At 66.7% G+C, this 26140-nt stretch carries 23 protein-coding genes, 1 tRNA gene and 1 pseudogene; 9 read left to right on the top strand and 16 right to left on the bottom strand.

Annotated elements, in window-relative coordinates:
• Positions 1-125: 125 nt before the first annotated feature.
• Positions 126-1349, top strand: a pseudogene (locus ACQR1D_RS00890) (ubiquinone biosynthesis hydroxylase); the annotation flags it as partial.
• A 58-nt stretch (positions 1350-1407) separates the two neighbouring features.
• On the opposite strand, the gene ACQR1D_RS00885 reads toward ACQR1D_RS00890, so the two are convergent.
• The 3 genes from ACQR1D_RS00885 to ACQR1D_RS00875 are packed head-to-tail and all read right to left on the bottom strand — an operon-like array spanning position 1408 to position 3137.
• A complete protein-coding gene (locus ACQR1D_RS00885) occupies positions 1408-2337 on the bottom strand; it encodes an alpha/beta hydrolase (RefSeq protein ID WP_316215477.1) in 930 nt (309 codons plus the stop codon).
• Positions 2338-2340: 3 nt separating this feature from the next.
• Entirely contained in the window at positions 2341-2538 is a 198-nt protein-coding gene (locus ACQR1D_RS00880) for a Trm112 family protein (protein WP_006613415.1), read from the bottom strand.
• 56 nt (positions 2539-2594) lie between these two features.
• A complete protein-coding gene (locus ACQR1D_RS00875) occupies positions 2595-3137 on the bottom strand; it encodes a TetR/AcrR family transcriptional regulator (RefSeq protein WP_434838809.1) in 543 nt (180 codons plus the stop codon).
• 90 nt (positions 3138-3227) lie between these two features.
• On the opposite strand from ACQR1D_RS00875, the gene ACQR1D_RS00870 reads away from it, so the two are divergent.
• The 3 genes from ACQR1D_RS00870 (at position 3228) to ACQR1D_RS00860 (ending at position 5066) form a co-directional block, all read left to right on the top strand.
• The gene (locus tag ACQR1D_RS00870; RefSeq protein ID WP_434838810.1) at positions 3228-3578 is read left to right on the top strand and encodes a hypothetical protein; all 351 of its coding nucleotides are present in this window, start codon (positions 3228-3230) and stop codon (positions 3576-3578) included.
• Positions 3579-3927: 349 nt separating this feature from the next.
• On the top strand, positions 3928-4224 hold the full coding sequence (locus tag ACQR1D_RS00865; protein WP_315800775.1) for a cupredoxin domain-containing protein: 297 nt from the start codon (positions 3928-3930) through the stop codon (positions 4222-4224).
• 11 nt (positions 4225-4235) lie between these two features.
• Positions 4236-5066 carry an FTR1 family iron permease gene (locus ACQR1D_RS00860; RefSeq protein WP_315800774.1) on the top strand — a complete coding sequence of 277 codons (831 nt, stop codon included), beginning with the start codon at positions 4236-4238 and terminating at the stop codon, positions 5064-5066.
• On the opposite strand, the gene ACQR1D_RS00855 is transcribed toward ACQR1D_RS00860, so the two are convergent.
• Both ACQR1D_RS00855 and trxA read right to left on the bottom strand, forming a co-directional pair.
• On the bottom strand, positions 5067-5741 hold the full coding sequence (locus ACQR1D_RS00855) for an LON peptidase substrate-binding domain-containing protein (protein WP_315715855.1): 675 nt from the start codon (positions 5739-5741) through the stop codon (positions 5067-5069).
• A gap of 48 nt (positions 5742-5789) precedes the next feature.
• Complete coding sequence (gene trxA / locus ACQR1D_RS00850) at positions 5790-6710, bottom strand: thioredoxin (protein WP_315800773.1); 921 nt, start codon at positions 6708-6710, stop codon at positions 5790-5792.
• A 289-nt stretch (positions 6711-6999) separates the two neighbouring features.
• Between trxA and ACQR1D_RS00845 the strand changes: the two genes are divergently transcribed.
• Positions 7000-7074: transfer RNA gene (locus tag ACQR1D_RS00845), tRNA-Gly, on the top strand.
• Between the two features lie 34 nt (positions 7075-7108).
• Here ACQR1D_RS00845 and ACQR1D_RS00840 read toward each other — a convergent pair.
• The 3 genes from ACQR1D_RS00840 to ACQR1D_RS00830 all read right to left on the bottom strand — a co-directional run bounded on the left by ACQR1D_RS00840 (position 7109) and on the right by ACQR1D_RS00830 (position 11409).
• Complete coding sequence (locus ACQR1D_RS00840; protein WP_434838811.1) at positions 7109-8545, bottom strand: caspase family protein; 1437 nt, start codon at positions 8543-8545, stop codon at positions 7109-7111.
• Positions 8546-8661: 116 nt separating this feature from the next.
• Entirely contained in the window at positions 8662-9966 is a 1305-nt protein-coding gene (pncB, locus tag ACQR1D_RS00835; protein ID WP_434838812.1) for a nicotinate phosphoribosyltransferase, read from the bottom strand.
• A 96-nt stretch (positions 9967-10062) separates the two neighbouring features.
• A complete protein-coding gene (locus tag ACQR1D_RS00830) occupies positions 10063-11409 on the bottom strand; it encodes an amidase (protein WP_434838813.1) in 1347 nt (448 codons plus the stop codon).
• Between the two features lie 401 nt (positions 11410-11810).
• On the opposite strand from ACQR1D_RS00830, the gene ACQR1D_RS00825 reads away from it, so the two are divergent.
• Together ACQR1D_RS00825 and ACQR1D_RS00820 are read left to right on the top strand one after the other, a co-directional pair.
• Positions 11811-13088 (top strand): PQQ-dependent sugar dehydrogenase, encoded by a 1278-nt coding sequence (locus ACQR1D_RS00825; RefSeq protein WP_315800769.1) that lies wholly within the window; start codon positions 11811-11813, stop codon positions 13086-13088.
• Between the two features lie 131 nt (positions 13089-13219).
• Positions 13220-13807 (top strand): c-type cytochrome, encoded by a 588-nt coding sequence (locus tag ACQR1D_RS00820; RefSeq protein WP_434838814.1) that lies wholly within the window; start codon positions 13220-13222, stop codon positions 13805-13807.
• A 250-nt stretch (positions 13808-14057) separates the two neighbouring features.
• Here ACQR1D_RS00820 and panE read toward each other — a convergent pair whose 3' ends face one another.
• From panE to ACQR1D_RS00795, 5 genes are all read right to left on the bottom strand, one after another.
• Positions 14058-14981: a 2-dehydropantoate 2-reductase gene (gene panE, locus ACQR1D_RS00815; protein WP_315800767.1), complete on the bottom strand. Its 924-nt coding sequence runs from the start codon at positions 14979-14981 to the stop codon at positions 14058-14060.
• Positions 14982-15094: 113 nt separating this feature from the next.
• Positions 15095-15832 carry an SDR family oxidoreductase gene (locus tag ACQR1D_RS00810; protein WP_434838815.1) on the bottom strand — a complete coding sequence of 246 codons (738 nt, stop codon included), beginning with the start codon at positions 15830-15832 and terminating at the stop codon, positions 15095-15097.
• A gap of 111 nt (positions 15833-15943) precedes the next feature.
• Positions 15944-16552 carry a 2-hydroxychromene-2-carboxylate isomerase gene (locus tag ACQR1D_RS00805; protein WP_434838816.1) on the bottom strand — a complete coding sequence of 203 codons (609 nt, stop codon included), beginning with the start codon at positions 16550-16552 and terminating at the stop codon, positions 15944-15946.
• Positions 16553-16655: 103 nt separating this feature from the next.
• Positions 16656-17969 (bottom strand): MATE family efflux transporter, encoded by a 1314-nt coding sequence (locus ACQR1D_RS00800; protein WP_434838893.1) that lies wholly within the window; start codon positions 17967-17969, stop codon positions 16656-16658.
• A 151-nt stretch (positions 17970-18120) separates the two neighbouring features.
• Positions 18121-18693 (bottom strand): DUF2239 family protein, encoded by a 573-nt coding sequence (locus ACQR1D_RS00795; protein ID WP_434838817.1) that lies wholly within the window; start codon positions 18691-18693, stop codon positions 18121-18123.
• A gap of 163 nt (positions 18694-18856) precedes the next feature.
• Between ACQR1D_RS00795 and ACQR1D_RS00790 the strand changes: the two genes are divergently transcribed.
• Complete coding sequence (locus ACQR1D_RS00790; protein ID WP_434838818.1) at positions 18857-19522, top strand: glutathione S-transferase family protein; 666 nt, start codon at positions 18857-18859, stop codon at positions 19520-19522.
• A gap of 9 nt (positions 19523-19531) precedes the next feature.
• Here the strand turns inward: ACQR1D_RS00790 and ACQR1D_RS00785 are convergent, their stop codons facing one another.
• Positions 19532-20938 carry a serine hydrolase domain-containing protein gene (locus tag ACQR1D_RS00785; protein ID WP_434838819.1) on the bottom strand — a complete coding sequence of 469 codons (1407 nt, stop codon included), beginning with the start codon at positions 20936-20938 and terminating at the stop codon, positions 19532-19534.
• Between the two features lie 168 nt (positions 20939-21106).
• On the bottom strand, positions 21107-22813 hold the full coding sequence (gene ggt / locus ACQR1D_RS00780; RefSeq protein WP_434838820.1) for a gamma-glutamyltransferase: 1707 nt from the start codon (positions 22811-22813) through the stop codon (positions 21107-21109).
• Positions 22814-22982: 169 nt separating this feature from the next.
• Between ggt and ACQR1D_RS00775 the strand changes: the two genes are divergently transcribed.
• Positions 22983-24392, top strand: coding sequence for an MFS transporter (locus ACQR1D_RS00775; RefSeq protein ID WP_434838821.1), 1410 nt, complete (start codon positions 22983-22985; stop codon positions 24390-24392).
• 133 nt (positions 24393-24525) lie between these two features.
• Here ACQR1D_RS00775 and purH read toward each other — a convergent pair whose 3' ends face one another.
• Positions 24526-26118, bottom strand: a complete 1593-nt coding sequence (gene purH, locus ACQR1D_RS00770; protein ID WP_315800759.1) for a bifunctional phosphoribosylaminoimidazolecarboxamide formyltransferase/IMP cyclohydrolase — start codon at positions 26116-26118, stop codon at positions 24526-24528.
• Positions 26119-26140: the final 22 nt, after the last annotated feature.

Here is a 26140-nt window from a genome sequence, read left to right as displayed (position 1 = left end):
TCCGCTCCGGCCCCGTTCGGGCGGGATCAGGCATCCGGAAATGACGGCCTGGGGTGGCAGCCCTTGGTTCACGCCCCTGTTTCGCCCAGCTATAATCGCCCCGCAAGAGTAACCGTGAGCAGGGTGCCATGACGACACAGCGAAGCATTGTCATTTGTGGCGGCGCCTTTGCCGGCCTGGCGCTTGCGCTGGCGCTCCGGCAGGGGCTCGGCCCCGAGGTGCCCGTCATCGTGGCCGATCCGGCGCTCGCCAACCGGCCAAGCCGCGATCCACGCGCCAGCGCCATCGTCGCGGCCTGCCGCAAGCTGTTCGACGCGATCGGCGTCTGGGCGGACGTGGCGCCGCAGGCGCAGCCGATCCTCGACATGGTCATCACCGATTCCAAGCTCGAGGATGCGACGCGGCCGTCGTTCCTGACCTTTGCGGGCCAGGTCGAGGCCGGCGAGCCGTTCGCGCACATGGTCGAGAACCGGCACCTGATCGACGCGCTGGTCAAGCATGCGGAGGCGGCGGGCGTCGAGCTCAAGGCGATGCCTGTGACCGGTTTTGAGACGCGCGGCGACAGCGTTGCAGTAACCCTGGGCGATGGCAGCCGCTGCGAAGCCAGCCTGCTGGTTGCCGCCGACGGCGCGCGTTCGAAGCTGCGCGAGCGCGCGGGCATCCAGACCCATGGCTGGGACTATGATCAGTCCGGCATCGTCGTCACCATCGGTCATGAGCGCGACCATGGCGGCCGCGCCGAAGAGCATTTCCTGCCGCCCGGCCCATTCGCGATCCTGCCGCTGACCGGCAAGCGCTCCTCGCTGGTGTGGACCGAGCGGCGCAAGGAAGCGAAGCGCCTCGTGGAGCTGAGCGCGGACGAATTCCACGCCGAGCTGGAAAAGCGCGCCGGCCTGCATCTCGGCGAGATCAAGGTGCTCGACCAGCCCCGGGCGTTTCCGCTGTCCTATTTCGTTGCCCGCTCCTTCATCGCGCCGCGGCTGGCGCTGGTCGGCGACGCCGCCCATGTGATCCATCCGATCGCGGGGCAGGGCCTCAATATGGGGCTGAAGGACGTCGCCGCGCTGGCCGAGGTCGTGGTCGATGCTGCGCGCATGGGGATCGATCCGGGGCAGGTCGATGTCCTCGAGCGCTACCAGCGCTGGCGCCGCTTCGACACGATGGCGATGGGCGTCGCCACCAACTCGCTGAACTTCCTGTTCTCGAACAAGTCGACCTTGCTGCGCGCCGTGCGCGACATCGGCCTTGGGATCGTCGATCGCGCGCCGCCGCTGAAGGAGTTGTTCATCAAGCAGGCCGCGGGCCTTACCGGAGAGATGCCGCGGCTGTTGAAGGGGGAAGCGTTATAAAGCATGATCCGGAAAAGTGGGGACCGGTTCTCCGAAAAGATCATGCTCAAACAAAGAGCTAGCGCGGGCCTGCGGCCGTGATGAAACCGGCGACGGCCTCGACCATGTCGGGGTCGAGCGGACGCTCCGTGTCGTTGTAGGAGGCGAGGTTCTCGTCCTCGTTGGCGACGTCGACCAGGACGTGGTTCATCTCCGGCAGCCACAGCGACTTGGCGGCCGGTGCGGCGGCGGCGAGCGCGACCATGTCGAGGCGTGCGATCTGGTGATCGCGGGCGCCGCCGACGATCAGGATCGGGATCGTGAGCTGCTTCAGCGGATCGATCGGGTCCTCTGCGAAGGCGGAGCCGATGCTGGGCTGCATGCTCGGCGCGACCGGCAGCTCGGGCGGTGGCGGGTCCACGACCTGCCCGGCCATGATGGCGTCGATCGCCTTGGCGACCGGCTCCATCTTCGCCGCCGGCAGCTTCTTCTCGAGCTGCGCCTTGAGCAGATCGCCCTGCCGCCGCGCCGACGTCGTGAGCAGCACGAGGCGGTCGACCGGGGTGCGGCGGGCGGTGAGGATGGCGACCAGGCCGCCCTCGCTGTGGCCGACGAGAACGATGCGGGCGAACTTGCCGCGCAGGAAGTCGACCAGCGAAGCGGCGTCGTCGACATAGTCCTTGAAGCGGAAGTCCTCAGGCTTGCCGAACTCCGCCTTCCAGCCGCGCGCGCCGCGCTTGTCGTAGCGCAGGCTGGCGATGCCCTGGAGGGCGAGCTGCTCGGCGAGCTTCTTCAAGGTCGCCGGCTTGAGCTGCGGCCCGTTGCCGTCCCGGTCCGTCGACCCCGAGCCGGCGATCAACAGCGCCACCGGCGGGCGCGCGACACCCGCTGGCGTCGTCAAGACGGCGTCGAGTGGGCCAATGCGGACGGCGCTCTCCTCGGCCGAGACCGCCGAAGCGAGGGCCATCAGCGCCAAAGCGAGCGCGCAGCGGATCACGACGGACCGCATCGGTCAGTCGATCTTCCGCGCTTCCTCGGGCAGCATGATCGGGATGCCGTCGCGGATCGGGTAGGCGAGCTTCGCCGACCGGGAGACCAGCTCCTGCTTCGCCGCGTCGTATTCCAGCGGGCCCTTGGTCATCGGACAGACCAGGATCTCGAGCAGCTTGGGATCGACGGAATTGGCGGGGCGTTCGAGCGGGGCGTTCATGGCAAGGGTCTCCGGCGGGCGCCTCTGTAGCATATCGCGCGCCTGCTTGTCGTCCATCAAGGCCTGTGCAGGGCGATCCGGATCAGTTCGTCGATGACCGTGTCCAGTTGCTGGGCCGGCAACGGCCGATCCGACAGCGCATGGCCGAGAAAAGCCCAGTACAGCACCTGGGCGCGTGCGTGTGCGATCGTCGGCGTCAGTCCCTCGGCTGCAAGCAGGCTCTCGACATAGCCCAGCCGGCGCCTATCGATGGCCTGCACCGCCTGGCGCGCGGCGGGGTCGGATCCGGCCCAGTTGCGCACGGCGCGCTCCAGGACGAGCTTGACCGTGAACGTGCGCCGGAGGAGCACGGCAATCGCCGGCTGGTCGCCGGCGCTCGCCTCCACCCCGGTGATGATCTGCTCGGCCGCAATCTCCCGCCACGTCTTGAGGAGGGCGGCGTGAAACGCAGCCACGTCGGCGAAATGCCAGTAGAAGCTGCCGCGTGACACGCCCAGGGCTTTTGCCAGCGGTTCCGCCTTCAGCGCGGTGAAGCCTTGGCTGGCCAGCACCTTCAATCCCTGGTCCAGCCAATCGTCGGCCGAGAGCTGATCGGTCATGTCGTCTCCATGAGACGACCATACACAACTGTATTGACGGCCGCCAGGACGTCGTGCATCCTCCATACAGAACTGTATGGAGGGTGTGCCATGCGTGATGTGCTGCTGGTATGCGCGGGGCTGCTGGCGATCACCGTCGCCGTGATCCATGGCGTGCTCGGCGAGACGATGGTCTTCGCGCGTGCCGCCATCTCGCCGGAGCGGCTGCGAACCCTGCTGCGGCTGGTCTGGCAGACTGGCACGGTGGCGTGGATCGGCTGTGGCGTGCTGCTCGCCGTCGCCCCGCAAATGGCGTCGGAGCCGGCGCGGCATTGGACGGTGGCCACGGTCATCGTCGTGTTCGTTTTCGCTGCAGGCGCCAATGCGCTGGCGACGCGCGGGCGGCATTTCGGCTGGGTCATGCTCGTCGGCGTGGTCAGCCTCGCCATCGCCGGCTACTGATGCGGGGAATTCCGGTCGACCGCAGCGCCGCCACGTACCCGGCGAGAAGAAGGCATCGCGACGCTCCGTCACCGCCGCATTGCCTCAACTGCCGTTCGGCCGCACTCCGTTCACCGCGAGGCCACTGCCACGACACATTCGCCAAGAATGGTTCCAACTTAGAAGGAGTCTCTTTGCAGACACGGCGACGAGCCGCTTAGTTGTTCGTCGTCGCGAACGGGTGCCCGGTGTCGACATCGATCCGGGGCGCGCAACCGTTCTCCGATTTGCTTGTCTGGATAGGAGAGGGGACGGATCGATGTTGGTCGACGTGGTGCGGAAGTTGGTCGTCGTAGGTGGAAGCGTCGGCATGCTCGTGATGGCAGCGCAGGCGCACGCCGGCGGATCGAACGAGATCTGCCTCACCTATGCCAATGGTCAATTCGAGCCCAAGGAGCCGACCGTTCCTGCGGACGCGCCGCTGACCATCCGCGTCAGGAACATGGAGGGCAAGGCGATCGAGTTCGAGAGCGAGACCCTGAAGGTCGAGAAGGTGATCGCGGCCAACAGCGAGGCGGTTCTCAACGTCCGCGCGATGAAGTCCGGGCGCTACGAGTTCTATAACGACTTCAACGAAAAGGCCCGCGGCTTCGTCAACGTCCAATAGGTCCAGATCCCATGCTCGCCGCCCTGATCATCGTCTTCCGCGAAGTGTTCGAAGCCGGCCTGATCGTCGGCATCGTGCTTGCCGTCACCAGCGCGGTCCCGCATCGCCTGCGCTGGATCGGCGCGGGGCTGTTTGCCGGCCTGGTCGGCGCATGCATCGTCGCGGCGTTCGCGGGAACGCTGACTCAGCTCTTTGAAGGCATGGGACAGGAATTGTTCAATGCGGGGATACTGTCGGCTGCCGTGATCATGCTGACCTGGCACAATGTCTGGATGGCCCGGCACGGCCGCGAGATGAGCAACGAGCTGCGGACGATGGGCCAGGCGGTGGCCGAAGGCGCCAAGCCGCTGGTCGCGCTGGCGACCGTGATCGCCATCGCCGTGTTGCGCGAGGGCAGTGAGGTCGCGCTGTTTCTCTATGGCGTGGCGGCCTCCGGCGACGGCGGCGGGCGGGCGCTGCTCGGTGGCGGCGTTCTTGGCCTGCTGCTCGGCGTCGCCGTCTGTCTCGCGACCTATCTCGGTCTGATGCGCATCCCGCCGCGCGCGCTGTTCAAGACCACCACCGTGCTGATCACCCTGTTGTCGGCGGGAATGGCCGCGCAGGCGGTGTTCTTTCTCGCCCGCGCCAACTGGCTGACGTCATTCGACCAGGTGGTGTGGGATTCGAGCGCGGTTCTGCCCGAGCGTGGCGTCGCCGGGCGGACGCTCAAGGCTCTGATCGGCTATACTGATCAGCCTACCGCGATGCAGCTCGCAGTCTACATCGGGGTGATCGTCGCCACCATCGCGCTGATGCGTCTGACGGCGGCTCCGCCAGCGCCGCGTGCGGCTCCCGCCGAATGATCATTGCAGCGGCGGATCGCCCGAGGTCCGCTTCTTGGCGAGATCCATCTCGGTCACGGCGATGAGGATTTCGGCGCGGGTCTTCAGGTCCGGCGCCTCGAGCATCGCCTGCTTCTCCGCCGGTCCGTAGGGCGACATCATCGCCAGCGCGTTCACGAGCGCCTCGTTCGGCGCCGCTTCGATGCCGGCCCAGTCGACCTTCAGATTGTTGGCCTTGAGGAAGTCGGTGAGCACCGCGAGCAGCGCCTCGCGGTCGACCGCGTCCTCACCCTTGCGCGCCGTGAAATCATCGACGAACGGGAAATAATCGACCTTGCACTGCCGATAGGGCGTCAGCACCGTCATTTCCTCGACCACCTTGAAGCGGGACACGCCGGTGAGCTCGAGGATGTAGCGGCCATCGCCGGACTCGGCGAGCTGCGTGATCCGGCCGACGCAGCCGACCTTGAACAGCACCGGCCGCTCCTCGCTCGAGGAATGCGTGACATCGGGCTGGATCATGCCGATGAGCCGATGGCCGTCACGAAGCGCATCGTCGACCATCGCGAGATAACGCGGCTCGAAGATGTTGAGCGGCATTTGGCCGCGCGGCAGCAGCAAGGCTCCCGCCAACGGAAACACCGGAACGATCTCCGGCAGCTCGGCGGGACCGCGATATTCGGCATTGATCGGCATGCGATACCTCGTGTCCGCTGGAACGAGCGCGCGTCCCGCCCAGCCGGGTTACGAAAACAGGATCGTCGACAGCCGCTTGCGGCCCTCGATGGTGGCCTCGTCGGCGCCGCCCCAGGCTTCGAAGAACTGCACGAGCTGCTTGCGCGCGCCGTCCTCGTTCCATTTGCGGTCACGCTTCACGATCTCGAGCAACTGGTCGGTGGCTTCCTTCCGCTTGCCCGCGGCGTTCAGCGCGGTCGCCAGGTCGAAACGCGCCTGGTGGTCGAGCGGATTGGCGGCGACCTTCTGTTCGAGCTCGCCGACCGGCCCGAGCGACTGGGCCTGCTCGGCCAGATCGATCGCGGCCTGCACGGCGGAGACCGCCGAATCGCTGCGCTTGGAGTCCGGGACCATCGCCAGCGTCTGCTTGGCCTCGTCGATCGCGCCGAGCTCGACCTGGCACTTGGCAAGCCCGGCGATCGCCGGGATGTTGGCGGCGTCGACCGCGAGCACCTCGGCATAGATCTCGGCCGCGCCGGCCGCATCGCCCTCGGCCAGCACGGCTTCGGCTTCCTTGAGGATCTCGGCGATGTCGGGCTCGCCGGCGCCGGGAACGCCCTTGGTGATCTTTTCGATGAAGGCGGCGACCTGGCTCTCGGGCACGGCACCCATGAAGCCATCGGCGGGCCGTCCGCCGACGAACGCGATCACGGCCGGAATCGACTGGATGCCCATCTGGCCCGGGATGGCCGGATGCTCGTCGATGTTCATCTTGACCAGCTTGACCTTGCCCTTGGCGGCCTTGACGGCCTTTTCCAGGATGGGCGTCAGCTGCTTGCACGGTCCGCACCACGGCGCCCAGAAGTCGATGAGGACCGGCTGCCGCTTCGATTCCTCGATGACGTCCTTCACGAAGCTCTGCGTCGTGGTGTCCTTGATCAGATCCGGCACCTGCGGCGCCGCTCCGCCGCCCTGTTCAACAATGGTCACGGGGTCCCTCGTCCGAAAAAATTCCGATGGACGGCGACCGGGAACCGGCCGCCGCCGCGCCTCAATACACGTTTTCTTTCACTTTAAGTGGCGGTCCAGCCGGAAATTTCAATCAGCGCCCTTCGGGGTCCGGTGATGGGCAGGTTTTGGCCCGGTTCGGCCGGTCCCGACCGCCAAAATTTGAACGTCGCCGGCGTACGAAACCTGTCGCAGACCTGTTGCATTCGTCCGCGGCATTTGGCATAGGTCTGCCCGTCGCTGGCGGCCACGCCGCCAAGGCGTCACGGATGCGGGTGTAGCTCAGTGGTAGAGCACGACCTTGCCAAGGTCGGGGTCGAGGGTTCGAACCCCTTCGCCCGCTCCAAAAATTCCGCTCCGTTGCTCTCTCGCTTTATGCCTCATCGTTTCGTCGCCGGGGATTTGTCCCAGGCCGCGAGTGCGTCGGCAAATATCCGATCCCCACTTGGACCTTTGCCGATCGCGAGGATGCCCCGGCGCTGGTTCGCATAGACGACCGGGATGTCGAACCACTCGCGCCGCGCGAGAAGCTCCTCATTGCGTGCGCGATCGGCCTCGACGTTGGACAAGCCGACCAGGAACGAGCCTTCGGTGATCTTGACGGAGAGCCCGGCGAGCGGCGTCCCGCGCGACTTCTCATCCGTCTTCATCAGCATTCCCGGCACGTTGCTGACGCCGCCACCGACGAAATCGGCGGCAGGCCTGAAGGTGAGCTCGGCGACATGGCTGGCCGGCAGGCTGGGATCGTCGTTACGGCGCAGCTGCAGGCTGACCTTCAGCTTGCGCTCGGGAATGTCGATCTCGCCGCGGATCACCGGCGTGGGCCGTCCTGATTGTGCATTCTTGACCGTCTCGGTCCGCCAGGTCACCGAGCCGGAATACCGCTTGCCGTTGGGGTTGGAGAGATCCTCGTCATACAGCACCGCGAGTCCGGGCGTCCGCGCGTCCGGCGCGTCGGAGGATGCGGCCGGGCTGGGCAGGGGAGCGCTGCTACGTCCGGCGCCCAGGCCAGCGGGCTGCGCTGGCTTCGCCGCAGCGGCGTTCAGTTGGGCGCTGCCGTCGATCGACGTGAACATCACGAGCGGGCGCTGCGCTCCGCCGGTGGCGCGCTCCACCGCCGCGTTGGTCTGGTTGAAGGTCTCGATCAGGCGTTGGCCAGGCTGCTGGAGCGCTTCTGCAAGGGCGGCGGCGAACACGCCGTGACCGTCCGGACCGCGCTGTCCCGCCGTCCCGGCCTGTGCGGCAAAGGAGATCACGGTCTGTGCGGAAACGTCGACCGGGACAAGGCCGGCGGCAAGACCGGCGATGCCGCGCCCGGCGAACGGATTGGAGCGGAAGGCGTCGAGAATGATCACGTTTTGCCGGGAGCTCGATCCGCTCAGCTCGCGCAGAATGCCAGTCAGGTCGCGCAGCTCGGTGGTCAGGTCCGCGGGCGTCGCCGGCGCCGCGTCGACCGGGACGAGATAATCGGCGCCGCCCAGGTTGAGTCCGTAGCCGGCGTAATAGACCAGCGCGACGTCGGCGTCGGCGATCCGGCCCTTGAACTCGGCCAGCGCGCGATCGAAGCCGCGTCGGTCGAGGTCGATCTGCGCAGCACCACCGCTCAGGGTGAAGCCCAGCCGCGACAGGCTGTCGGCGATCAGCCGGGCGTCCGCCGCCGGCTCGTCCAGCAGCGGCGCGCGCTCGTGGATGGAGTTGCCGATCACCAACGCCACCCGCTTGTCAGCGGCAGCCGGCCCCGTGGTGATCAGGATCGCGCCGAACCAAAGGATGATTGCAGACAGCAGCTGCCCAACTCGGCCGATCACCCGACGCATGCCAACGATCTCCTGCCATCCGATCCGAACGCTCGCGGTGGTAATACCGCAAGTCGAACAAAACCGGAACAAGAATCGTGGCAGAAAAGAGAAAATTGCCGCCGGGTGTTGGCCGCCTAGACGACCACCGGCGTGCGCACCCGCCCGGCGTCGCCGAACACCCGCAGGTAACGCGCGATCTCGGTGGGGTCGCCGGTCGCCTTCTCCGGGTTGTCGGACAGCTTCACGGCGGGATGGCCGTCCGCCGACGTCACCTTGCAGACCAGCGAGATCGGATCGAGGTCGACCGAGCCGTCCGGCGAGCAGCCGACGAAATCGTTGGTCAGGTTGGTGCCCCAGCCGAACGACAGCCGCACCTGGTCGGAGAAGCGATGATGGATCTGCTCGATGGATTCGACGTCCATCGCGTCGGAGAACACGAGCAGCTTCTGCTTGGGATCGCGCCCCTTCGATTTCCACCAGGCGATGATCTCCTCGCCGGCCTGGATCGGCGGCGCGCTGTCGGGCCGGAAGCCGGTCCAGTCGGCGACCCAGTCGGGTGCGTCGCGCAGGAAGGCCTTGGTGCCGAATGCGTCGGGCAGTGCGATCAGGAGGTTGCCGGCATAGGTCTGCCGCCACTGGTCGAGAATGCGATAGGGCGCGAAGCGAAGCTCGTCATCGTCCTTGGCAAGCGCCGCCGCGACCATCGGCAGCTCATGCGCGTTGGTGCCGATGGCTTCGAGATCATTGTCCATCGCCAGCAGCACGTTGGAAGTGCCGGTGAACGACGAGCCGAGACCTTCCTTCACGGCCTCGACGCACCAGCGCTGCCACAGGAAGCCGTGACGGCGGCGGGTGCCGAAATCCGACAGCCGCAGGCCGTCCAGCTTGCGCAGCCGCTCCACCTTGGCCCACAGCTTGGCCTTGGCGCGAGCGAACAGTACGTCGAGCGCGAACCGGCCCTGGCCCTTCATCGCCTGGCGCGAGCGCAGCTCGTTGACGATGGCGAGCGCCGGGATCTCCCACATCGTGGTGTGCGTCCATGGCCCGTGGAAATGCAGCTCGTACTGGCCCTCGGACTTGCGCAGCTCGTATTCGGGCAGGCGGAAATTGGCGAGCCAGGCGATGAACTCCGGCGAGAACATGTGGGTCTTGCCGTAGAACGTGTTGCCGGCCAGCCAGATCAGCTCCTTCTTGGAGAAGCGGATGGTGCGGGCGTGATCGAGCTGGGCGCGCAACTCGCCTTCGTCGATGACGTCTGCCAAGCGTACACGCTTCGTCCGGTTGATGACCGAGAACGTCACCTGCTGACTCGGGTAGAATTCCCGAATCATCTGCAGCATCAACAGCTTGTAAAAATCGGTATCGAGCAGGCTGCGCACGATCGGATCGAGGCGCCAACCGTGATTATAGGTCCTGCTCGCGATGTCTGTGACTGTCATGTGATCGTTCTACAGCGCCGGCCGCAAACCCGCCACTGGGCTTGTCGCAGGTGAACCTTGTGGCGCGGCGGCATCCTCGCTCGCACTCTTTGAGGGCTATTCGCGCGCCAGCAGCGGTACGCCGGGATCGAATGCCAGCACAGCTTCGGCCCATTTCGCGACGCGGAGCACGTGGAGGTCGTTGCGATAGGGGCCGGTGATCTGCACGCCGAGTGGAAGGCCGTCATGGCCGAACCCCGCCGGCAGGGAGATTGCAGGCGCTCCGACGAAGGTCCAGGGCGCGCAATATTCGGCATCGCCGGTCCAATCCAGGCCGCGCGGCGCTTCGCCGAAGGCCGGCAAGGTGAGCACCGCATCGAACCCGTCGAGCTCGGTTGCGAGCGCCCTCTGCCGGTGGGCCTGGGCCGCCTTGGCGGCGAGATATTCCATGGCGGTCTTGCTGCGGCCGCTCTCGACATGGTCCTTCATGACTGCGCTGACGCGATCCGGATAACGCGCGATCAGATCGGAGAAGATCGTGGTCGCCTCGCTGAGCATGATGGTGGTGACCGCCTTCCCGTTCACCGTATCGAGCTCTCTCAGTTCGATCTCGGTGATCGCTGCGCCGGCGCTGCGCAACGTGTCGACGACCGACTCGAACACCGCCTTCTGGTCCGCCTCCGCGCGCTCCCATTTGGCGAAGCGTACCACCGCGAGCCGCGGCCTGGAGAGCGGCGCGACGCCCTGCGCAACATCCACCGTGAAGCCCGGCAGCGGCCGGCCGTGGCGATCGTCGGCGCTGCTGCCGGCCAGCAGCGAGAGGGCCAAGGCGACGTCGTCGACGCGGCGGGCGAAGAAGCCGACATGGTCGAGCGACGGGCTGAGCGGATGCACGCCGACGCGGGGAATCGCGCCGAAGCTCGGCTTGAAGCCGACGACGCCATTGAACGCCGCCGGCCGGATCACCGAGCCGAGCGTCTGCGTGCCCAGCGCCAGCGGCACCAGGCCCGCCGCAACCGCCGCGGCTGATCCGGACGATGAGCCGCCCGGCGTGTGCTCGGGGTTCCATGGGTTGACGGTCGGGCCTGGATGACGCCAGGCGAATTCGGTCGAGACCGTCTTGCCGAAGATCGTCGCGCCGAGATCGCGCAGCCGCTCGACCACCCAGGCGTCCGCCTCCGGGACGTGATCGCGATAGATCTGCGAGCCGTTGGTGGTCGGCATGTCCGAGGTGGCGATGATGTCCTTGATGGCGACGGGAATTCCGCCCAGCGGTCCGGCCTTCGCCGTGACGTCGCGCGGCAGATATTCGAACGCCTTCAACTGCGGCTCGATCGCCCGTGTCCTCGTCAGACATTCTTCACCATAGCCCGCCGCCGCGGCCGGGTCGGCGGCGAACCGGCGCAGCAGCTCGAGAACACCTGCACCGGCCTTCGGCGTCTGAAGTTCGGACTGTCGCGACATCGGGCATCCTGTTTGGCACGAGTTTTGTTCGGCACGAGTCTTGGAGGTTCTCGCACGGCCCGCGCCCGCTCGTGCTGCCGCAGAGTAGCGACTGGCGATGCGGCCGCCAGTCGCGCCTGCGATCAGTGCGTATGAATACAGCGCATGGCCGTTCTTGCCGTCAGCGCAAAAGCGATCGATGGGTCGCAAGAGCGCGCACATCAAGCGCGCATTTGGCATGCTTTGAGTGCAGAGGCGGCTCGTGAGTGCCGCGCAAACTTCGCCGCAATCCGCTTCTCACCCGCTCAGGATGTGCTACCATTTTCGCGCAGGACCACTCGACGTGGCCGGCCAAAGGACGTCCTCAGATACGTTCCGAAAAGTAGACGCAGCCAGACGAGCTGCCTCATGGGAGTGAAGCGATGACATCGGCTTTCCACCGAAGCATTCTTGCGCTTGCAACAATCGGTCTTCTCGCCGGCACCAGCATTGCCGGCGCGCAGCAGAAATCCGACGCGGGTAAGCCGCTCAAGAAGTACGAATCGGGCACCAAGGAATTCTGGACGCATCCGCCGGACGACTGGTTCCTCGGCGACGAGACCGAGGCGCAGAAGGGGTTGGCGCCGCCATCGGGCCCGCCGACCGGCGCCTCCGATGCCGAGCTCGCCAAGATCGTCAAGCAGGTGAAGCTGCCCGACGGCTTCAAGATGGAAGTCTGGGCCTCGGGCGTGCTTGCCGCGCGGCAGATGGCCTGGGGCGACAAGGGCACGCTGTTCGTCGGCTCGTTCGGGCTCGGCAACGTCTATGCGATCAGCGACAAGGGCGGCAAGCGCGAGGTCAAGACGGTCCTCAAGGGCCTGAACATGCCGACCGGCCTCGCCTTCCAGGACGGCAATCTGTACGTCATCGCCGTCGACAAGCTGATCAAATATGAGAACGCCGAGGCCAATCTCGACAATCTCGGCCAGGGCAAGGTCGTCTATGACGACATGCCGTCCTATGCGGCGCATGGCTGGAAATACATCGCGGTCGACAAGGACGGCTGGTTCTATATTCCCTTCGGACCGCCCTTCAACATCGGCATTCCGCCGACATCGGTGTCGCAGATCCGCCGCGTCGATCCGCGCACCGGCAATGCCGAGATCTATGCGCTCGGCGTGCGCAACAGCGTCGGCGGCGACGTCGATCCGCGCACCGGCAAATACTGGTTCACGGAGAATGCGCGCGACTGGGTCAGCGACGATCTGCCGAGCGACAAACTCAACATGATCTCGAAGCTCGGCGAGCATTTCGGCTATCCCTATTGCCACCAGGGCGACCTGCCGGATCCGAAGTTCGCGATGGGCCACAAATGCTCGGAGTTCACGCCTCCGGTGCTGAACCTCGGGGCTCACGTCGCACCCCTGGGCATGAAGTTCTATACCGGCGACCAGTTCCCGGCGGAGTACAAGAACAACATCCTGATCGCCGAGCACGGCTCCTGGAACCGGCACAAGTACCAGGGCGCCCGGATCATGCGCGTCATCGTCGGTCCCGACGGCAAGGACGCCAAGCAAGAGGTGTTCGCTTCCGGCTTCATCGAGGGCGACCAGGGCTACCTCGGCCGTCCCGACGACATCATCCTCGCCAAGGACGGTTCGATCTTGGTGGCGGACGACTGGGCCGGCGCGATCTATCGCATCAGCTACGAGAAGAAGTGATCTCGTCGTGAAAGCGGGGCTGCGCGCTGCCTTATGGCGGCCGCAGCCCCAACTATTTTCGGGGCTGCGCGTTGATCTGAGCGTGGCGATCCCGGCCGCGCAGGCGAAGCCGGGCATTCGGAGGATTTGACATGCGTCATGGAGTTGCCGCTGCGGCATGCGTGCTGGCGCTGGTGTTGATGAGCCCCTCCGCGCAGGCGGCTGATGTCGAAGCCGGCAAGGCAAAGGCCGAGCTCTGCGTCGGCTGCCATGGCGAGAACGGCATCTCCCAGACCGAGAACATTCCTTCGCTGGCCGGCCAGCAGGACCAGTTCATCCAGTGGCAGCTGGTGTTCTTCCGGGCCGGCACCCGCAAGAACGAGGCGATGAAGCCGATCATCGATCAGCTGAACAACGAGGACATCCGCAACCTCGGCGCCTATTTCGCTTCGCTGCAGCCGGCGAAGTCACCGCCCGACGATAATCCGGAGCTGTCGAAGAAGGGCGCCGAAGCCGCCGCCGGTCGCCGCTGTGCCTCATGCCATCTCGACAGCTATGCCGGCACCAAGGGCGTGGCGCGGCTCGCCGGCCAGCGCGAGGAATATCTCGTCAAGGCGCTGCACGACTACAAGAGCGGACAACGCGTCGGCGGCAGCCAGGCCGCGATGACGGATGTTGCCTATCCGCTGAGCGACGAGGAGATCACGGCGCTCGCGCATTATCTCGCGCATGTGCAGTGACGGGTGATCGACTGGAGGCCTCGCGCCACCCACAGCCGTCGTCCCGGACAAGCCCGCCGACGCGAAGCGTCGGTGGGTGCCGATCCGGGACCCATACCGCGGAGTCTATCGAGGAAGTTCGCTGGCAGTCGCCTGCCTCACCACGGCCGCGGCGTATGGGTCCCGGCTCAAGGCCGGGACGACGGCGGAGTGTGTGGTGGCGCCGGAGCTGACTTACGCGTCCGCCCTTGAGGCCACGCAACGTCAGGGACTACTTGCCCCGCTGCGCCTCGTACACCTTCAGCTGAGTATATGAAATCCGCAGCCGCGGCACCGGGACCTTGGCGGCATCGGCGCGGGCGACGAGATCGCCGATGACGTGATCGGCCTCGACCGGCAGGCCGGCGCGCAGATCGCGGAACATCGAGGCGGTCATGGGGGAACCCTCCGCCGTGAGCATGCCGGAAACGCGCTGGAAGAAGGCGCCGGCCGGAGGGTAGCCTGCAGCCGCAGCGGTGGCGCTGCATTCATCGAGCATGCCGAGCAGGAAATCCTTGCCGCCCGGCGCGGTCAGGATCACGCCGACCGGCCCGCGCATCAAGGTGGTCGACGCCGCGAGCGAGGACAGGAAAACCCACTTCTCCCACATGTCCTGCATGATGTTCTCGCTGGCCGACGCATTGAAATTGCCGCGCTGGAAAATCTCGAAGATCGCGCGGACGCGCTCTGATGATCCGCCGTCGCGTTCGCCGAAGCTCAGCGACTGCATCGGCTGCAGCTGCACCACCTCGCGGCTCTCGTTCAAGGTCGCGGCGATGGCGCAGAGCCCGCCGAGCACGCGCGCGCGACCGAACCTGGCGTCGAGCACGTCGAGGTGCCTCATGCCGTTCAGCATCGGAATGATCGCGGTGTCAGGTCCCACCGCGGGTGCAAACGAGTCGATCGCGTCGTCGAGATCAAACGCCTTGCAGCTCAGCAGTACGACGTCGAAGTGCTGCTTCAAACCGTCCGCCTGCACCGTCTTCGGATTGGGCAAGGTGACGTCACCGGTCGGACTGCGGATCACGAGGCCGGCACTGGCGAGCTCAGCCGCGCGGCGCGGGCGGACCAGGAAGGTGACATCGGCACCGGACTGCAGCAGCCGGCCGCCGAAATAGCCGCCGATGGCACCGGCGCCGACGACGAGAATACGCATGGGTGGATCCCTCTGTGAGCGGGCCGCATCATGCAGAAGCGAGTGACGAATGGCGAGCAGCGAATGGGAATAGGCTCCATTCCTATTCGCTACTCCCTATTCGCCATTCGCCTCTACCATTTCTCGCCGAACGGCCGGATCTCCATTTCGAAGGTCCAGGCGCTCTTCGGCTGGTGGTAGAGCTGCCAATAGGCACCGGCGACCGACGCCGGCGGCATCAGCAGGTCCGGATTGTCCAGCGCCTCCTGACCCCAGAGCTGGGCGCGGCGCTCGCGGACCCAGGCGGTATCGACGCCGGAATCGATGATGAGATGGGCGACATGGATGTTCTGCGGCATCAGTTCGCGCGCCATCGCCTGCGCCACGGCGCGCAGTCCGAACTTGGCCGAAGCGAAGGCGGCATAGCCGGAGCCGCCGCGCAGCGACGCGGTCGCGCCGGTGAAGAAGATCTTGCCGCCGCCGCGGGGCAGCATCAGCCGGGCGGCCTCGCGCCCGGTGACGAAGCCGGCCCAGCACGCCATCTCCCAGACCTTGCGGAACACCCGGTCCGTCGTCTCGAGGATCGGGAAGTTCACGTTGGCGCCGACGTTGAAGATCACGACCTCGAGCGGCGCATGCCTGTCGGCGTCATTGAGGAAGGCGGTGGTCTCGTCCTCCTTGCGGGCATCGAGCGAGCGCGCCACGATCCGCCCGCCGGCGGCCTCGACCTCCGCGACCAGCGGCGCGAGCTTGTCGCCATTGCGGCGGCCGGCGAACACCGTGAAGCCTTCCGACGCGAACTTCTTGACGATCTCGGCGCCGATGTAGTCGCCGGCCCCGACGACCGCGACGGTGGCGTTGCGCTGTTGCATGCTTTGTCTCCCGATCTCACTTCAGCGTCATTGCGAGGAGCCCCGGGTCTCGCCTATGGCGAGCCCGTCGGCCGTGCTTCGAGTGGACCCGTCGGCTCGCGATGATGGCGATCACTTGCCCAGGATATATTCCTCGACGTCGCGCAACTGCTCCTTGCCGAAGAACATCTCGTTGCCGACGAAGAAGGTGGGCGAACCGAATGCGCCGCGCTCGACGGCGGCTTGCGTGTTCTCCACGAGCTTCGCCTTGACCTCGGGCTCCTGGGCGCGCGCGAACAGCTTGGCCCCGTCGAGCCCGGAGGATGTGATCGCAGCGATCGCGATCTCGGGATCGTCCATCTTCTTCGGCTCGCGCCACATGTGGTGGAACGCCGCGTCGACATAGGTCTCGAACACGCCTTCGAGCTGGGCGGCGATGGCCGCGCGCATCAGGTTCAGCGTATTCACCGGGAAGTATGGATTCCAGACCCAGGGCTGCACGTGGTAGCGCTTGAGGAAACGCTGCGTCTCGACCTCGTGGAACTCACGCTTGTTCCTGACGCCGGCGAGCGACTCGGCGGGCGACTTGTTGTTGGTCGCCTTGAAGATGCCGCCGAGCAGCACCGGGACATAGTAGAACTGGACGCCGATCCGCTGCACGATCGCCGGGATCGCCTCGTGGCTCAGATAGGCGTTGGGACTGCCGAAGTCGAACATGAATTCTGGCGCTGGACGGCTCATGGGCGGTCTCCTCGGTTTTTCACATTGTGGTCCAGCGCAGCAGCCCCGTCCAGGGTTTTATGACGGTCATCATATTCCAGCGGCCGGGAGGCATCGGAGTGCATCAGATCATCCTGTGCACCGTCCGCTTGCGCCAGACCACGAGATAATAGCTCATCTGCAGCAGCAGCATCGCGGCGAAGGTGATGGGATAGGCGAGCCAGACGCCGTCGAGCCCGATGCTGCGGCTGAGCCAGGTCGCAGCGGGGACCTCGATCGCGGCGATCGCAAACGCCGAGATCGCCAGCGGCATCCACACCGTCCCGGAGGCACGCATCGCCGACGAGAACGTGATGGACATGCCGAACAGCACGGAACTCCACAGCACGATGTGCAGCGAGCGCTGCGCGACCTCGATGACCGCGGGGTCGGTGATGAAGAGGCCCATCAGCACCCGTGAGAACAGGTAGCCGATCGCGACGAGGCCGCCTGTGAGCACGACGTTCATCTCGATGCCGGTCCGCACGATGTCGCCGATCTGCCTGGCCTGGCCGCGGCCGATCGCCTGGGCGCCGAAGATCGAAACCGAGATCGCGATCGACAGCGCCGGAAACTGCACATAGCCGAGCACCTGGTTGACCGCGCCATAGGCCGCCGTCGCGTCCGAGCCGAAGCCGTTGACTAGGCCGATCAGCACCATCTCCGCCAGGGACATCACGATCATGCCGATCGCGGCGGGGATGCCGAGCCGCAGCACCGCCCGCAGCAGTTTCGCGTCCGGCAGCATGCCCCGCAGGAGTGCCGTATCGATCGCCAACGGGTGCTTGCGCCGGCGCAGATGGACATGGAGCCAGGCCAGCGTCGTCAGCGTCGAGATTGCCGAGGCCCAGGCCGCACTGGCGACGCCGAGAACGGGCGCGCCGAGCCAGCCGCGGATGAACACCGGCGTCAGCACCAGCCCGAGCGTGGTCGACGCGGCGAGCGAGGCCAGCGGCGTCACGGTGTCGCCGACGCCGCGCATCTGCGAGGACAGCAGGATGTAGGCGAAGGTCAGCGGCATTGTGATCATCATGATGCGGGCATAGCCCGCGGCCGCATCCAGGATGTTGGCGGGCGTGGCGAGGGCGGTGAGCAGTTCGCGGCTGAAGACGCCACCCAGCACCGCGATCAGGCCGCCAAGCAGCAGCGCGATGCTCAGCGTCGTGCCGGCGATCTGCTTCACCTTCGCGGGCTCGCCGGCACCCCAGGCCTGTCCGATCAGAACGCCGGCGCCCGAGCCGAGGCCCATGACGAAGGAGACGAAGAAGAACATCGCCGGGAAGAACACCGAGACCGCGGCGAGCGCATCGACGCCGATCATCTGGCCGAGATAGACATTGTTGATGGTGCCGAACAGCGATTGCAGGATATTGCTCAGCATCATCGGGACGACGAACATCAGGAACGGCTTGCGCAGCGAGGCGGTTGGCGGCGACACGGCGTGGTTCTCCGTCGACCGCCCTTCGTTCGAGGCACGGCCGTGTTGCGAGGAATGGAAGCGAGAGCCGCCGCGAGCGGCCGCTCTCGTTGACTGTCGAAATCAGCCGATCTCACTCGGCCCTGTGGCGATGCGCGAGCGCCACTGCATGGTCGCGGATGTCGGGCGGCCAGTCCGCGATCAAGCCGGCGAAGCGGGCGAGATCGCCGGCGAACAGCGCGCGGGACGCCTCCTCGAACTGTGGCAGGTTGCTGCCGATCCCCGACATGAAATGATAGGCCGCGTCGCGCGCCTCGCGGGCGCGGTCGCTGTCGCCGTTGGCGCGGCGGGCTTCGTGGACCAGCTTGCGCAGGGCGACCGAGGCGCCGCCCGGCTGCGCATTGAGCCATTCCCAGTGCTGCGGCAGCAACGTGACCTCGCGGGCCACGACCCCGAGCTTTGGCCGGCCGCGGCCGCGCGGCCCGGTCGGCGGCTGGTCTGCGACCACGCCGGCGTCGACCGGCAGGCGGGCCAGGATATCCCGGTCGCTGCCGCGCAGATCGATGTCGATCGGCTGCCCGGTGCGGTCGTTGAAGATCACGATCGGCTCGATGTTCGGCGCGGCGTGTTTCAGCACCAGCGCCACCTTGGGCAGGGGCCCGGCGGCGATCCGGGTCTGGCCGGCAAATGCGGTGAAAGTGTCCATGGCTTGGTCCCGTTGATGCGCTTAATAAGACCCGGGCGAAATTAAAGTCAATATTACCCGGATAATTATTGTGACTCTCCTCCAGTGCCGAGGACGCCTCGCCGAACCCGTGCCGTCCTGCTACGGAACGCCGCCCGCCACTCGATCCGTCCCTGGGAACCCCATGCTCACCGTTCACCACCTCAACAATTCCCGCTCGCAACGCGTGCTCTGGCTGCTCGAGGAGCTCGGCGTCCCCTATGAGATCATCCGCTACGAGCGCCAGCCCGACATGCGCGCGCCCAAGGAGCTGCGCGCCATTCATCCGCTCGGCAAGTCGCCCGTGATCACCGACAACGGCAACACGGTCGCGGAGTCCGGCGCGATCGTCGAATATCTGATCGAGACCTATGGCGATGGCCGCCTGATCCCGCCGTCGAAGACGCCGGAGCGGCTGCGCTATTCGTACTGGTTGCACTATGCAGAGGGCTCGGCGATGCCGCTGCTGCTGCTGAAGCTGCTGTTCAACATCATGCCGAAGCGCGCGCCGGCGCTGCTGCGTCCGATCGTGCGCAAGGTGTCGAACCAGGCGTTGAGCACGCTGGTCAATCCGCAATTGAAGCAGCACATGGCGTTCTGGGAAAGCGAGCTGCAGAAGAGCGAGTGGTTTGCGGGCGATTCGTTCACCGCGGCCGACATCCAGATGAGCTTCCCGCTGCAGGCGGCGGCATCGCGCGGCGGTCTGGAGCAGGGCCATCCGCGGGCGATGGATTTCCTCGCCCGCATCGAGGCACGGCCGGCCTACAAGATCGCGCTGGAGAAGGGCGGGCCCTACGAGGTCGGCCGCTGAAGCCGGCGTCTATTTCGACTGCGCGGCGGTGGCTTCCGTCGCCGCGATCACCTCGCGCACCAGGCGCGCGACGCCCTTGATGTCGCCGTCGGGGTCGATGGAATCACCGAGCCTGGCCACCACCATGCGCTGGCTCGGCATAATCACGAGCCGCTGGCCGAGCAGGCCAAAGGCGAAGAACGCATCCGCCGGAATGCCGGCGCGCGCCCGTCCCTGCGCGTGAACGTGCTGGCTGCGGTTGGTCCACAATCCCGCGCCATAGTCGGTGTCCAGCGTCGCGGTCGCCGACATCGCCACCCAGCCCTCGGGCAGGATGCGCTTGCCGCCGGCGACGCCGTCGCCGAGATAGAGCAGCCCCAGCTTCGCCCAGTCCCGCGCGCTCGCCAGCATGTTGCCGTAACCTTGCAGCGTGCCGGTGCCGTCGAACTGCAGCGTCGGGCTGCGCATGCCGAGCGGATGGAACAGCTCGCGCCACGCGAATTCGATCGCCTGCTCGGGACCGCCGGCGGCGTCGCGGATGATGCGCGCCAGGATCTGGGTGCTCGCGCTCGAATAGGCCCAGCGCTGTCCCGGCGGCGCGATCAGCGGCGCATGCACCGCGAACGCCGCCATGTCGCGGTGGATGTCCATCTGGCTCGACGGATCGAAGCCGGAATTGGTTTCGTCCAGCGCCAGGCCTGATGTCATGCGCATCAACTGCTCGACGGTGATGTCGTGGCGCGGATCCCTTGGCTCGCGCCATTCCGCGACCGGCGCCGGGATCGACGGGCTCAGTCTGCCCTGCCGGGTGAGGATGCCCAGCAGCGCATTGGTGACCGTCTTGGTCATCGAGAACCCCATGAGCGGGGTATCGACGCCGATGTTCGGCGCATAGCGTTCCGCGATCAGGCGACCGTCCTTGACGACGACGATCGCCTTGGTGCGGCGGAATGGCGGGCTGGCCGGCTCCTCGAAGGCGTGATCGAGCGCCGCCTTCAGCGCGGGATCGCTGGGCTCCACCGCAGCGTCTTCGGCGAAGTCGGGCAAGGCGGGAGCAGGCGCCGCGGCGCGCAGCGCAGCGACGTCGGTGTGGGGCACGTAAGGCGGCTTCTGACCCTGAAGCGCCACGCAACCGAGACCGTCGTGATACGAGGCCCGGGTGGCGTGCAGGCCGAGCAGCGACACCTCCACCATGCGCATGTCGGGCTCCACCCGGTAGCGCATCACGGCCCGCAACCGGCGCAGACCGGGCCGTTCCATGGTCTCCGCAAACACCGTCTGCGGATCGAGGCCGGAGACGTAGGTCTTGGCGCAGATCATCTCGGCGACCACGGTGGTCGCGACGCGCAGCGCCCGGTCAGGCCGATAGGTGAGCCACCCCGCCACCAGCAGGGCCGCAAACACCAACAGACCGACCACGAATCTTCGCAAATGCACCAGAACGTCCGACGCCGTCTCGCGGGCGAGCCTCGCTGCGCCCTGGTATGCTTCTAACGCGCCTCGGTCACCACGCCAACGGAGGGAAGCTGGTGCAGGGCCCCGCCGGGCGGCGGCAAATCGTCATCCGGGCCACGACCTCCTCCTCCCGGCCGGGAACCGGGCACCTCAGCGCCCGGCCGCGGTGGCGCCCTTGCTGCGCGGATCGGGCGCGCCGACAAATCCATCCGGCGTCACCAGAATGGAGTTGGCCGAGGTCCGTCCCATCGGCTCCTCGATCTTGTGGCCGCGGGCGCGCAGGCCGGCGAGCACGTCATCGGCAAAACCCTTCTCGATCCGGACCTCGTCGGGCATCCATTGGTGATGCAGGCGAGGCGCGGTGACGGCCTGGCGGACGTCCATCCGATAGTCGAGCACGTTGACGATCACCTGCAGCGCGGTCGAGATGATGCGGCTGCCGCCGGGCGAGCCGGTGACGAGCACGGGCTTGCCATCCTTCAGCACGATGGTCGGCGACATCGACGACAGCGGCCGCTTGCCGGGGCCCGGCAGGTTGGCCTCGAAGCCGACCAGGCCGAAGGCGTTGGAGGCGCCGGGCGCGGCGGTGAAATCGTCGAGCTCGTTGTTGAGCAGCACGCCGGTGCCCTCGGCGACGAGGCCGACGCCATAGGGGAAGTTCAGCGTGTAGGTGTTGCTGACGGCATTGCCGTCATTGTCGACCACCGAAAAATGCGTGGTGTTGCTGCCCTCCCGCAGCGGCTTGGTGTTGAGAACGTCGCCGGCGCTGGTGGCGTGCGCGGGATCGATGCCGGCGCGCTGGCGCGCGGCATAGTCCTTCGACAGCATCGCGCGCACCGGCGCGTCGACGAAGGCGGGGTCGCCGAGATAGCGCGCACGGTCGGCATAGGCGCGCTTCATCGCCTCGATCAGCAGATGCAGCGATTCGGGCGAGCCCTGCTTCAGCTCAGCGAGCGGAAAGCCCTCGAGGATGTTCAGCATCTCGACCAGCACGGTGCCGCCCGACGACGGCAGCGGCATCGACACGATATCATAGCCGCGATAGGTGCCGCGCACCGGCGTGCGCAGCACCGGCTGGTAGGATTTGAGATCGTCCGCCGTCATGATGCCGCCGGCATCCTGGATCGCCTTGGCGAGTCGCTCGGCAACGGGGCCTTCATAGAAGCCGCGCGGTCCCTGCTCGGCGACGGCGGTGAGCGTCGCCGCCAGATCGCGCTGAATCAGCCGGTCTCCGTCCTTCAGCACGGTGCCATCGGGCCGCATGAAGATCGCGGCCGACGATTTCCATTTCGCCAGCCGCGGCGCCATCATCGGCAGCGTCACGGCGACGTCGTCGGCGACGGGGATGCCGTCGCGTGCCAGCACGATCGCCGGCTGCAGCACCTGCGCCAGCGTGAATTTGCCCGAGCCGTATTTCTCCAGCGCCAACGCGAGACCCGCCACCGATCCGGGGACGCCGATCGACAGCGCCGAATCGCGCGACTTGGCGTTGTCGGGCTTGCCGTCGGCGCCGAGGAAGATGTCGCGCGTGATCGCGGCGGGACCGGTCTCGCGATAGTCGATCGCGATATCCTCGTTGGACTTGGCGATGTGGATGACCATGAAGCCGCCGCCGCCGATGTTGCCGGCAACCGGATAGGTGACGGCCATCGCAAAGCCGGTGGCAACGGCGGCATCGACCGCGTTGCCGCCGAGCGCGAGAATGCGCTGGCCGACTTCGGCTGCGATCCTCTCCTGTGCCACCACCATGCCGTGGGCGGGCGGCTGCGCCGGCGCGGTGATACCGGGTGGCTGCGGGATATCGAAGGTTTGCGAATCCAGCGCCCGTGCGGGCAGGCAGCCGGCCAGCAACAGCATGAAACCCGCAAGGAGCCGTCGTCGATCAATCGTGAACGTGGTCATCGCAATTCTGCCGTTGCTGACATCCGCCTGGGATCGTCAGATGTTATAGGGCCGGGTCGCCGGCGTAAAACGCAACGCCGTGATCGTCGCGAGACGCGACGCTGGGATTGCAGAGGATTTTCGAATGGCCGTCATCACGATCGAGACCTCTGGCTCTGCCGACGGCCGAATCTATCCCGGGCGCGCGGCCGTCGTCAGCTGGATCTTGTTCGATTGGGCGGCGCAGCCCTATTTCACGCTGATCACGACCTTCGTCTTCGCGCCCTATTTCGCGGCGCATGTCGCGCCGGACGCGGCGAGCGGCCAGGCGCTGTGGGGCTTTGCGACCGCCGCGGCCGGCATCGTCATCGCGCTGCTGTCACCGGTGTTCGGCGCCATCGCCGATGCCACCGGGCGCCGCAAGCCGTGGATCGCGGCGTTCGGCGCGCTGCTCGTGATCGGCGCCGCGCTGATGTGGATCGGACGTCCCGGCGCGCCCGAGCTGATCCCGCCGCTGCTCGCGGCCTATGTGATCGCCACCATCGGCGTCGAGTTCGCCACCGTGTTCAACAACGCGATGATGCCGACCCTGGTGCCGCCGGAACGCATCGGCCGGCTGTCCGGCACCGGATGGGCCACCGGCTATGTCGGCGGCATCCTGTCGCTCATCATCGTGCTCGGCTTTCTCGCCGCCAATCCCGACAGCGGCCGCACGCTGTTTGGCTTCAAGCCGCTGTTCGGGCTCGATCCCGTGAGCCATGAAGGCGACCGCATCTCCGGTCCGCTCACCGGCCTCTGGTTCGTCGTGTTCGTGCTGCCGATGTTCCTGTTCACGCCGGACTATCCGGCGCGCCACCGGCTCGGCGCGGCCGTGCGCGAGGGCGTCGGCCAACTGAAGCAGACGCTGCGCAGCCTGCCGCAGCAGCGTGACGTTGCGCTCTTTCTCCTCGCCAACATGATCTACACCGATGGGCTGGTGTCGCTGTTCGCTTTCGGCGGCATCTATGCCGCCGGCACATTCGGCTGGAACACGATCCAGATCGGCACCTTCGGCATCATCCTCGCCGCCGCCGGCACGTTCGGTGGCTGGCTCGGCGGCAAGCTGGATGATTTTCTCGGGCCGAAGCGTGTGATCGCCGGCAGCATGACGCTGCTGCTGCTCGCGATCGTCGCGATTCTCATGGTGAGCCGTGATTCGGTCCTGTTCATTCCGGTGACGCCGGCCGTGCCGGGCGGCCCGCTGTTCGCCTCGCTGCCGGAGCGCGCCTATCTCCTGCTCGGCTGCGTCATCGGCGCCTGCGGCGCGCCGCTGCAGGCGGCCTCGCGCTCGCTGCTGATCCGCATGGTGCCGAAGGAGCGCGTCGCGCAGTATTTCGGCCTGTTCGCGCTCACCGGCAAGGTGACGTCGTTCGTCGGGCCATTGCTGATCGGCACCATCACCGCGGTCACTGCGAGTCAGAAGGCCGGCATGGCGGTGCTGGTGCTGTTCTTCGCGGCGGGGCTGCTGCTGCTGGCGCGAGTGGACGCAGTTGGTCGTGCAGGGCAGGGCGCTTGAAACTTATTCCGCCGTCATTCCGGGATGCGCCGCGTAGGCACAGGCCCGGAATCCATACTCACGGTCGTGGTTATGGATTCCGGGCTCGTCGCTACGCGACGCCCCGGAATGACGACGGAGATTGTCGGGCCGATCAGTGCCGGAAGTGCCGGACGCCAGTAAGCACCATGGCGATGCCGTGCTCGTCGGCGGCCTTGATGACCTCGTCGTCGCGCACCGATCCGCCCGGCTGGATCACGGCGGTGGCACCGGCCTCGATGCAGGCGAGCATGCCGTCGGCGAACGGGAAGAACGCGTCGGAGGCGACCACCGAGCCCTTGGTCAGCGGCTCGGCGAGCTTGAGCGCGCTGGCCGCATCCAGCGCCTTGCGTGCGGCGATGCGCGCCGAATCCACCCGGCTCATCTGTCCGGCGCCGATGCCGACGGTCGCCGAATCCTTAGCGTAGACGATCGTGTTCGACTTGACATGCTTGGCGACGCGGAAGGCGAAGCGCAGGTCGCGCAGCTCGGCGTCGGTGGGGGCGCGCTTGGTCACCACCTTCAGCTCCATGTCATCGACGACGGCATTGTCGCGGCTCTGCACCAGCAGGCCGCCGGCCACGGTCTTGGCGGTGAGGCCGGCTTCGCGCGGATCGGGCAGGGCGCCGGCGAGCAGCAGCCGCAGGTTCTTGCGCGCTGCGATGATCGAGATCGCCTCGTCGGTGGCGTCGGGCGCGATGATCACCTCGGTGAAGATGCCGGTGATGGCGCGCGCGGTGGCGGCGTCGAGCTTGCGGTTCATCGCGATGATTCCGCCGAACGCCGAGGTCGAATCGCAGGCCAGCGCCTTCTGATAGGCGGTGACGAGATCGGGGCCTTCGGCGACGCCGCAGGGATTGGCATGCTTGACGATGACGCAGGCCGCGGTGCGCGCCGGGTCGAACTCGGCGATGCACTCATAGGCCGCATCGGTGTCGTTGATGTTGTTGTAGGACAGCTCCTTGCCTTGGAGCTGGCGCGCGGTCGCGACGCCGGGACGGCGGCCGGGCAGCGCGTAGAACGCCGCATGCTGGTGCGGGTTCTCGCCATAGCGCAGCGACTGGATCAGCTTGCCGCCGAAGGCCCGGTAGTCGGGCGCGTCGTTCTGGATGGTGGCGGCGAACCAGTTGGAGATCGCAGCATCATAGGCGGCGGTGCGCGCATAGGCCTTGGCGGCAAGCCGGCGGCGCAGCAGCAAGGTGGTCGAGCCCTCGTGGCGCGCGAGGTCCTCGAGCACGGCCTCGTAGTCGTTGACGTCGACGACGACCGCGACATCCTCGTGGTTCTTCGAGGCCGCGCGGATCATCGCCGGGCCGCCGATATCGATGTTCTCGATGCAGTCGCTGAACGACGCGCCGCGCTCGGCGGTGGCCTCGAACGGATAGAGATTGACGACGAGGAGATCGATCGGCGCGATGTTGTGCGCCTTCATCGCCTCGGTGTGCTCGTCATTGCCGCGGATGGCGAGCAGGCCGCCATGCACCTTGGGATGCAGCGTCTTGACGCGACCGTCCATCATCTCGGGAAAGCCGGTGAGGTCGGAGACGTCCTTCACCTTCAGGCCGGCCTCGGCAATCGCCTTGGCGGTGCCGCCGGTGGAGATCAGTTCGACGCCGCGCGCGGCGAGCGCCAGCGCGAAGTCGGCGAGGCGGGTCTTGTCGGAAACAGAGAGCAGAGCACGGCGAACGCGACGAAGCTGGTTTGTCATGGCAAAGAGTCCTGTTGCAGGA

Origin of the sequence: Bradyrhizobium sp. HKCCYLRH2047 (assembly GCF_051168175.1) — a bacterium.
Lineage (GTDB): Bacteria > Pseudomonadota > Alphaproteobacteria > Rhizobiales > Xanthobacteraceae > Bradyrhizobium.
The sequence above is the reverse complement of the archived record's forward strand: the minus strand, read 5'-3'. Positions and strand labels throughout refer to the sequence as shown.

Excerpts from the sequence above, each read along its gene's own strand:
- ACQR1D_RS00885 (WP_316215477.1), bottom strand. The coding sequence starts at position 2,337 with ATGCGGTCCGTCGTGATCCGCTGCGCGCTCGCTTTGGCGCTGATGGCC.
- ACQR1D_RS00880 (WP_006613415.1), bottom strand. The coding sequence starts at position 2,538 with ATGAACGCCCCGCTCGAACGCCCCGCCAATTCCGTCGATCCCAAGCTG.
- ACQR1D_RS00875 (WP_434838809.1), bottom strand. The coding sequence starts at position 3,137 with ATGACCGATCAGCTCTCGGCCGACGATTGGCTGGACCAGGGATTGAAG.
- ACQR1D_RS00870 (WP_434838810.1), top strand. The coding sequence starts at position 3,228 with ATGCGTGATGTGCTGCTGGTATGCGCGGGGCTGCTGGCGATCACCGTC.
- ACQR1D_RS00865 (WP_315800775.1), top strand. The coding sequence starts at position 3,928 with ATGCTCGTGATGGCAGCGCAGGCGCACGCCGGCGGATCGAACGAGATC.
- ACQR1D_RS00860 (WP_315800774.1), top strand. The coding sequence starts at position 4,236 with ATGCTCGCCGCCCTGATCATCGTCTTCCGCGAAGTGTTCGAAGCCGGC.
- ACQR1D_RS00855 (WP_315715855.1), bottom strand. The coding sequence starts at position 5,741 with ATGCCGATCAATGCCGAATATCGCGGTCCCGCCGAGCTGCCGGAGATC.
- ACQR1D_RS00840 (WP_434838811.1), bottom strand. The coding sequence starts at position 8,545 with ATGCGTCGGGTGATCGGCCGAGTTGGGCAGCTGCTGTCTGCAATCATC.
- pncB (WP_434838812.1), bottom strand. The coding sequence starts at position 9,966 with ATGACAGTCACAGACATCGCGAGCAGGACCTATAATCACGGTTGGCGC.
- ACQR1D_RS00830 (WP_434838813.1), bottom strand. The coding sequence starts at position 11,409 with ATGTCGCGACAGTCCGAACTTCAGACGCCGAAGGCCGGTGCAGGTGTT.
- ACQR1D_RS00825 (WP_315800769.1), top strand. The coding sequence starts at position 11,811 with ATGACATCGGCTTTCCACCGAAGCATTCTTGCGCTTGCAACAATCGGT.
- ACQR1D_RS00820 (WP_434838814.1), top strand. The coding sequence starts at position 13,220 with ATGCGTCATGGAGTTGCCGCTGCGGCATGCGTGCTGGCGCTGGTGTTG.
- panE (WP_315800767.1), bottom strand. The coding sequence starts at position 14,981 with ATGCGTATTCTCGTCGTCGGCGCCGGTGCCATCGGCGGCTATTTCGGC.
- ACQR1D_RS00810 (WP_434838815.1), bottom strand. The coding sequence starts at position 15,832 with ATGCAACAGCGCAACGCCACCGTCGCGGTCGTCGGGGCCGGCGACTAC.
- ACQR1D_RS00805 (WP_434838816.1), bottom strand. The coding sequence starts at position 16,552 with ATGAGCCGTCCAGCGCCAGAATTCATGTTCGACTTCGGCAGTCCCAAC.
- ACQR1D_RS00800 (WP_434838893.1), bottom strand. The coding sequence starts at position 17,969 with ATGTTCGTCGTCCCGATGATGCTGAGCAATATCCTGCAATCGCTGTTC.
- ACQR1D_RS00795 (WP_434838817.1), bottom strand. The coding sequence starts at position 18,693 with ATGGACACTTTCACCGCATTTGCCGGCCAGACCCGGATCGCCGCCGGG.
- ACQR1D_RS00790 (WP_434838818.1), top strand. The coding sequence starts at position 18,857 with ATGCTCACCGTTCACCACCTCAACAATTCCCGCTCGCAACGCGTGCTC.
- ggt (WP_434838820.1), bottom strand. The coding sequence starts at position 22,813 with ATGCTGTTGCTGGCCGGCTGCCTGCCCGCACGGGCGCTGGATTCGCAA.
- ACQR1D_RS00775 (WP_434838821.1), top strand. The coding sequence starts at position 22,983 with ATGGCCGTCATCACGATCGAGACCTCTGGCTCTGCCGACGGCCGAATC.
- purH (WP_315800759.1), bottom strand. The coding sequence starts at position 26,118 with ATGACAAACCAGCTTCGTCGCGTTCGCCGTGCTCTGCTCTCTGTTTCC.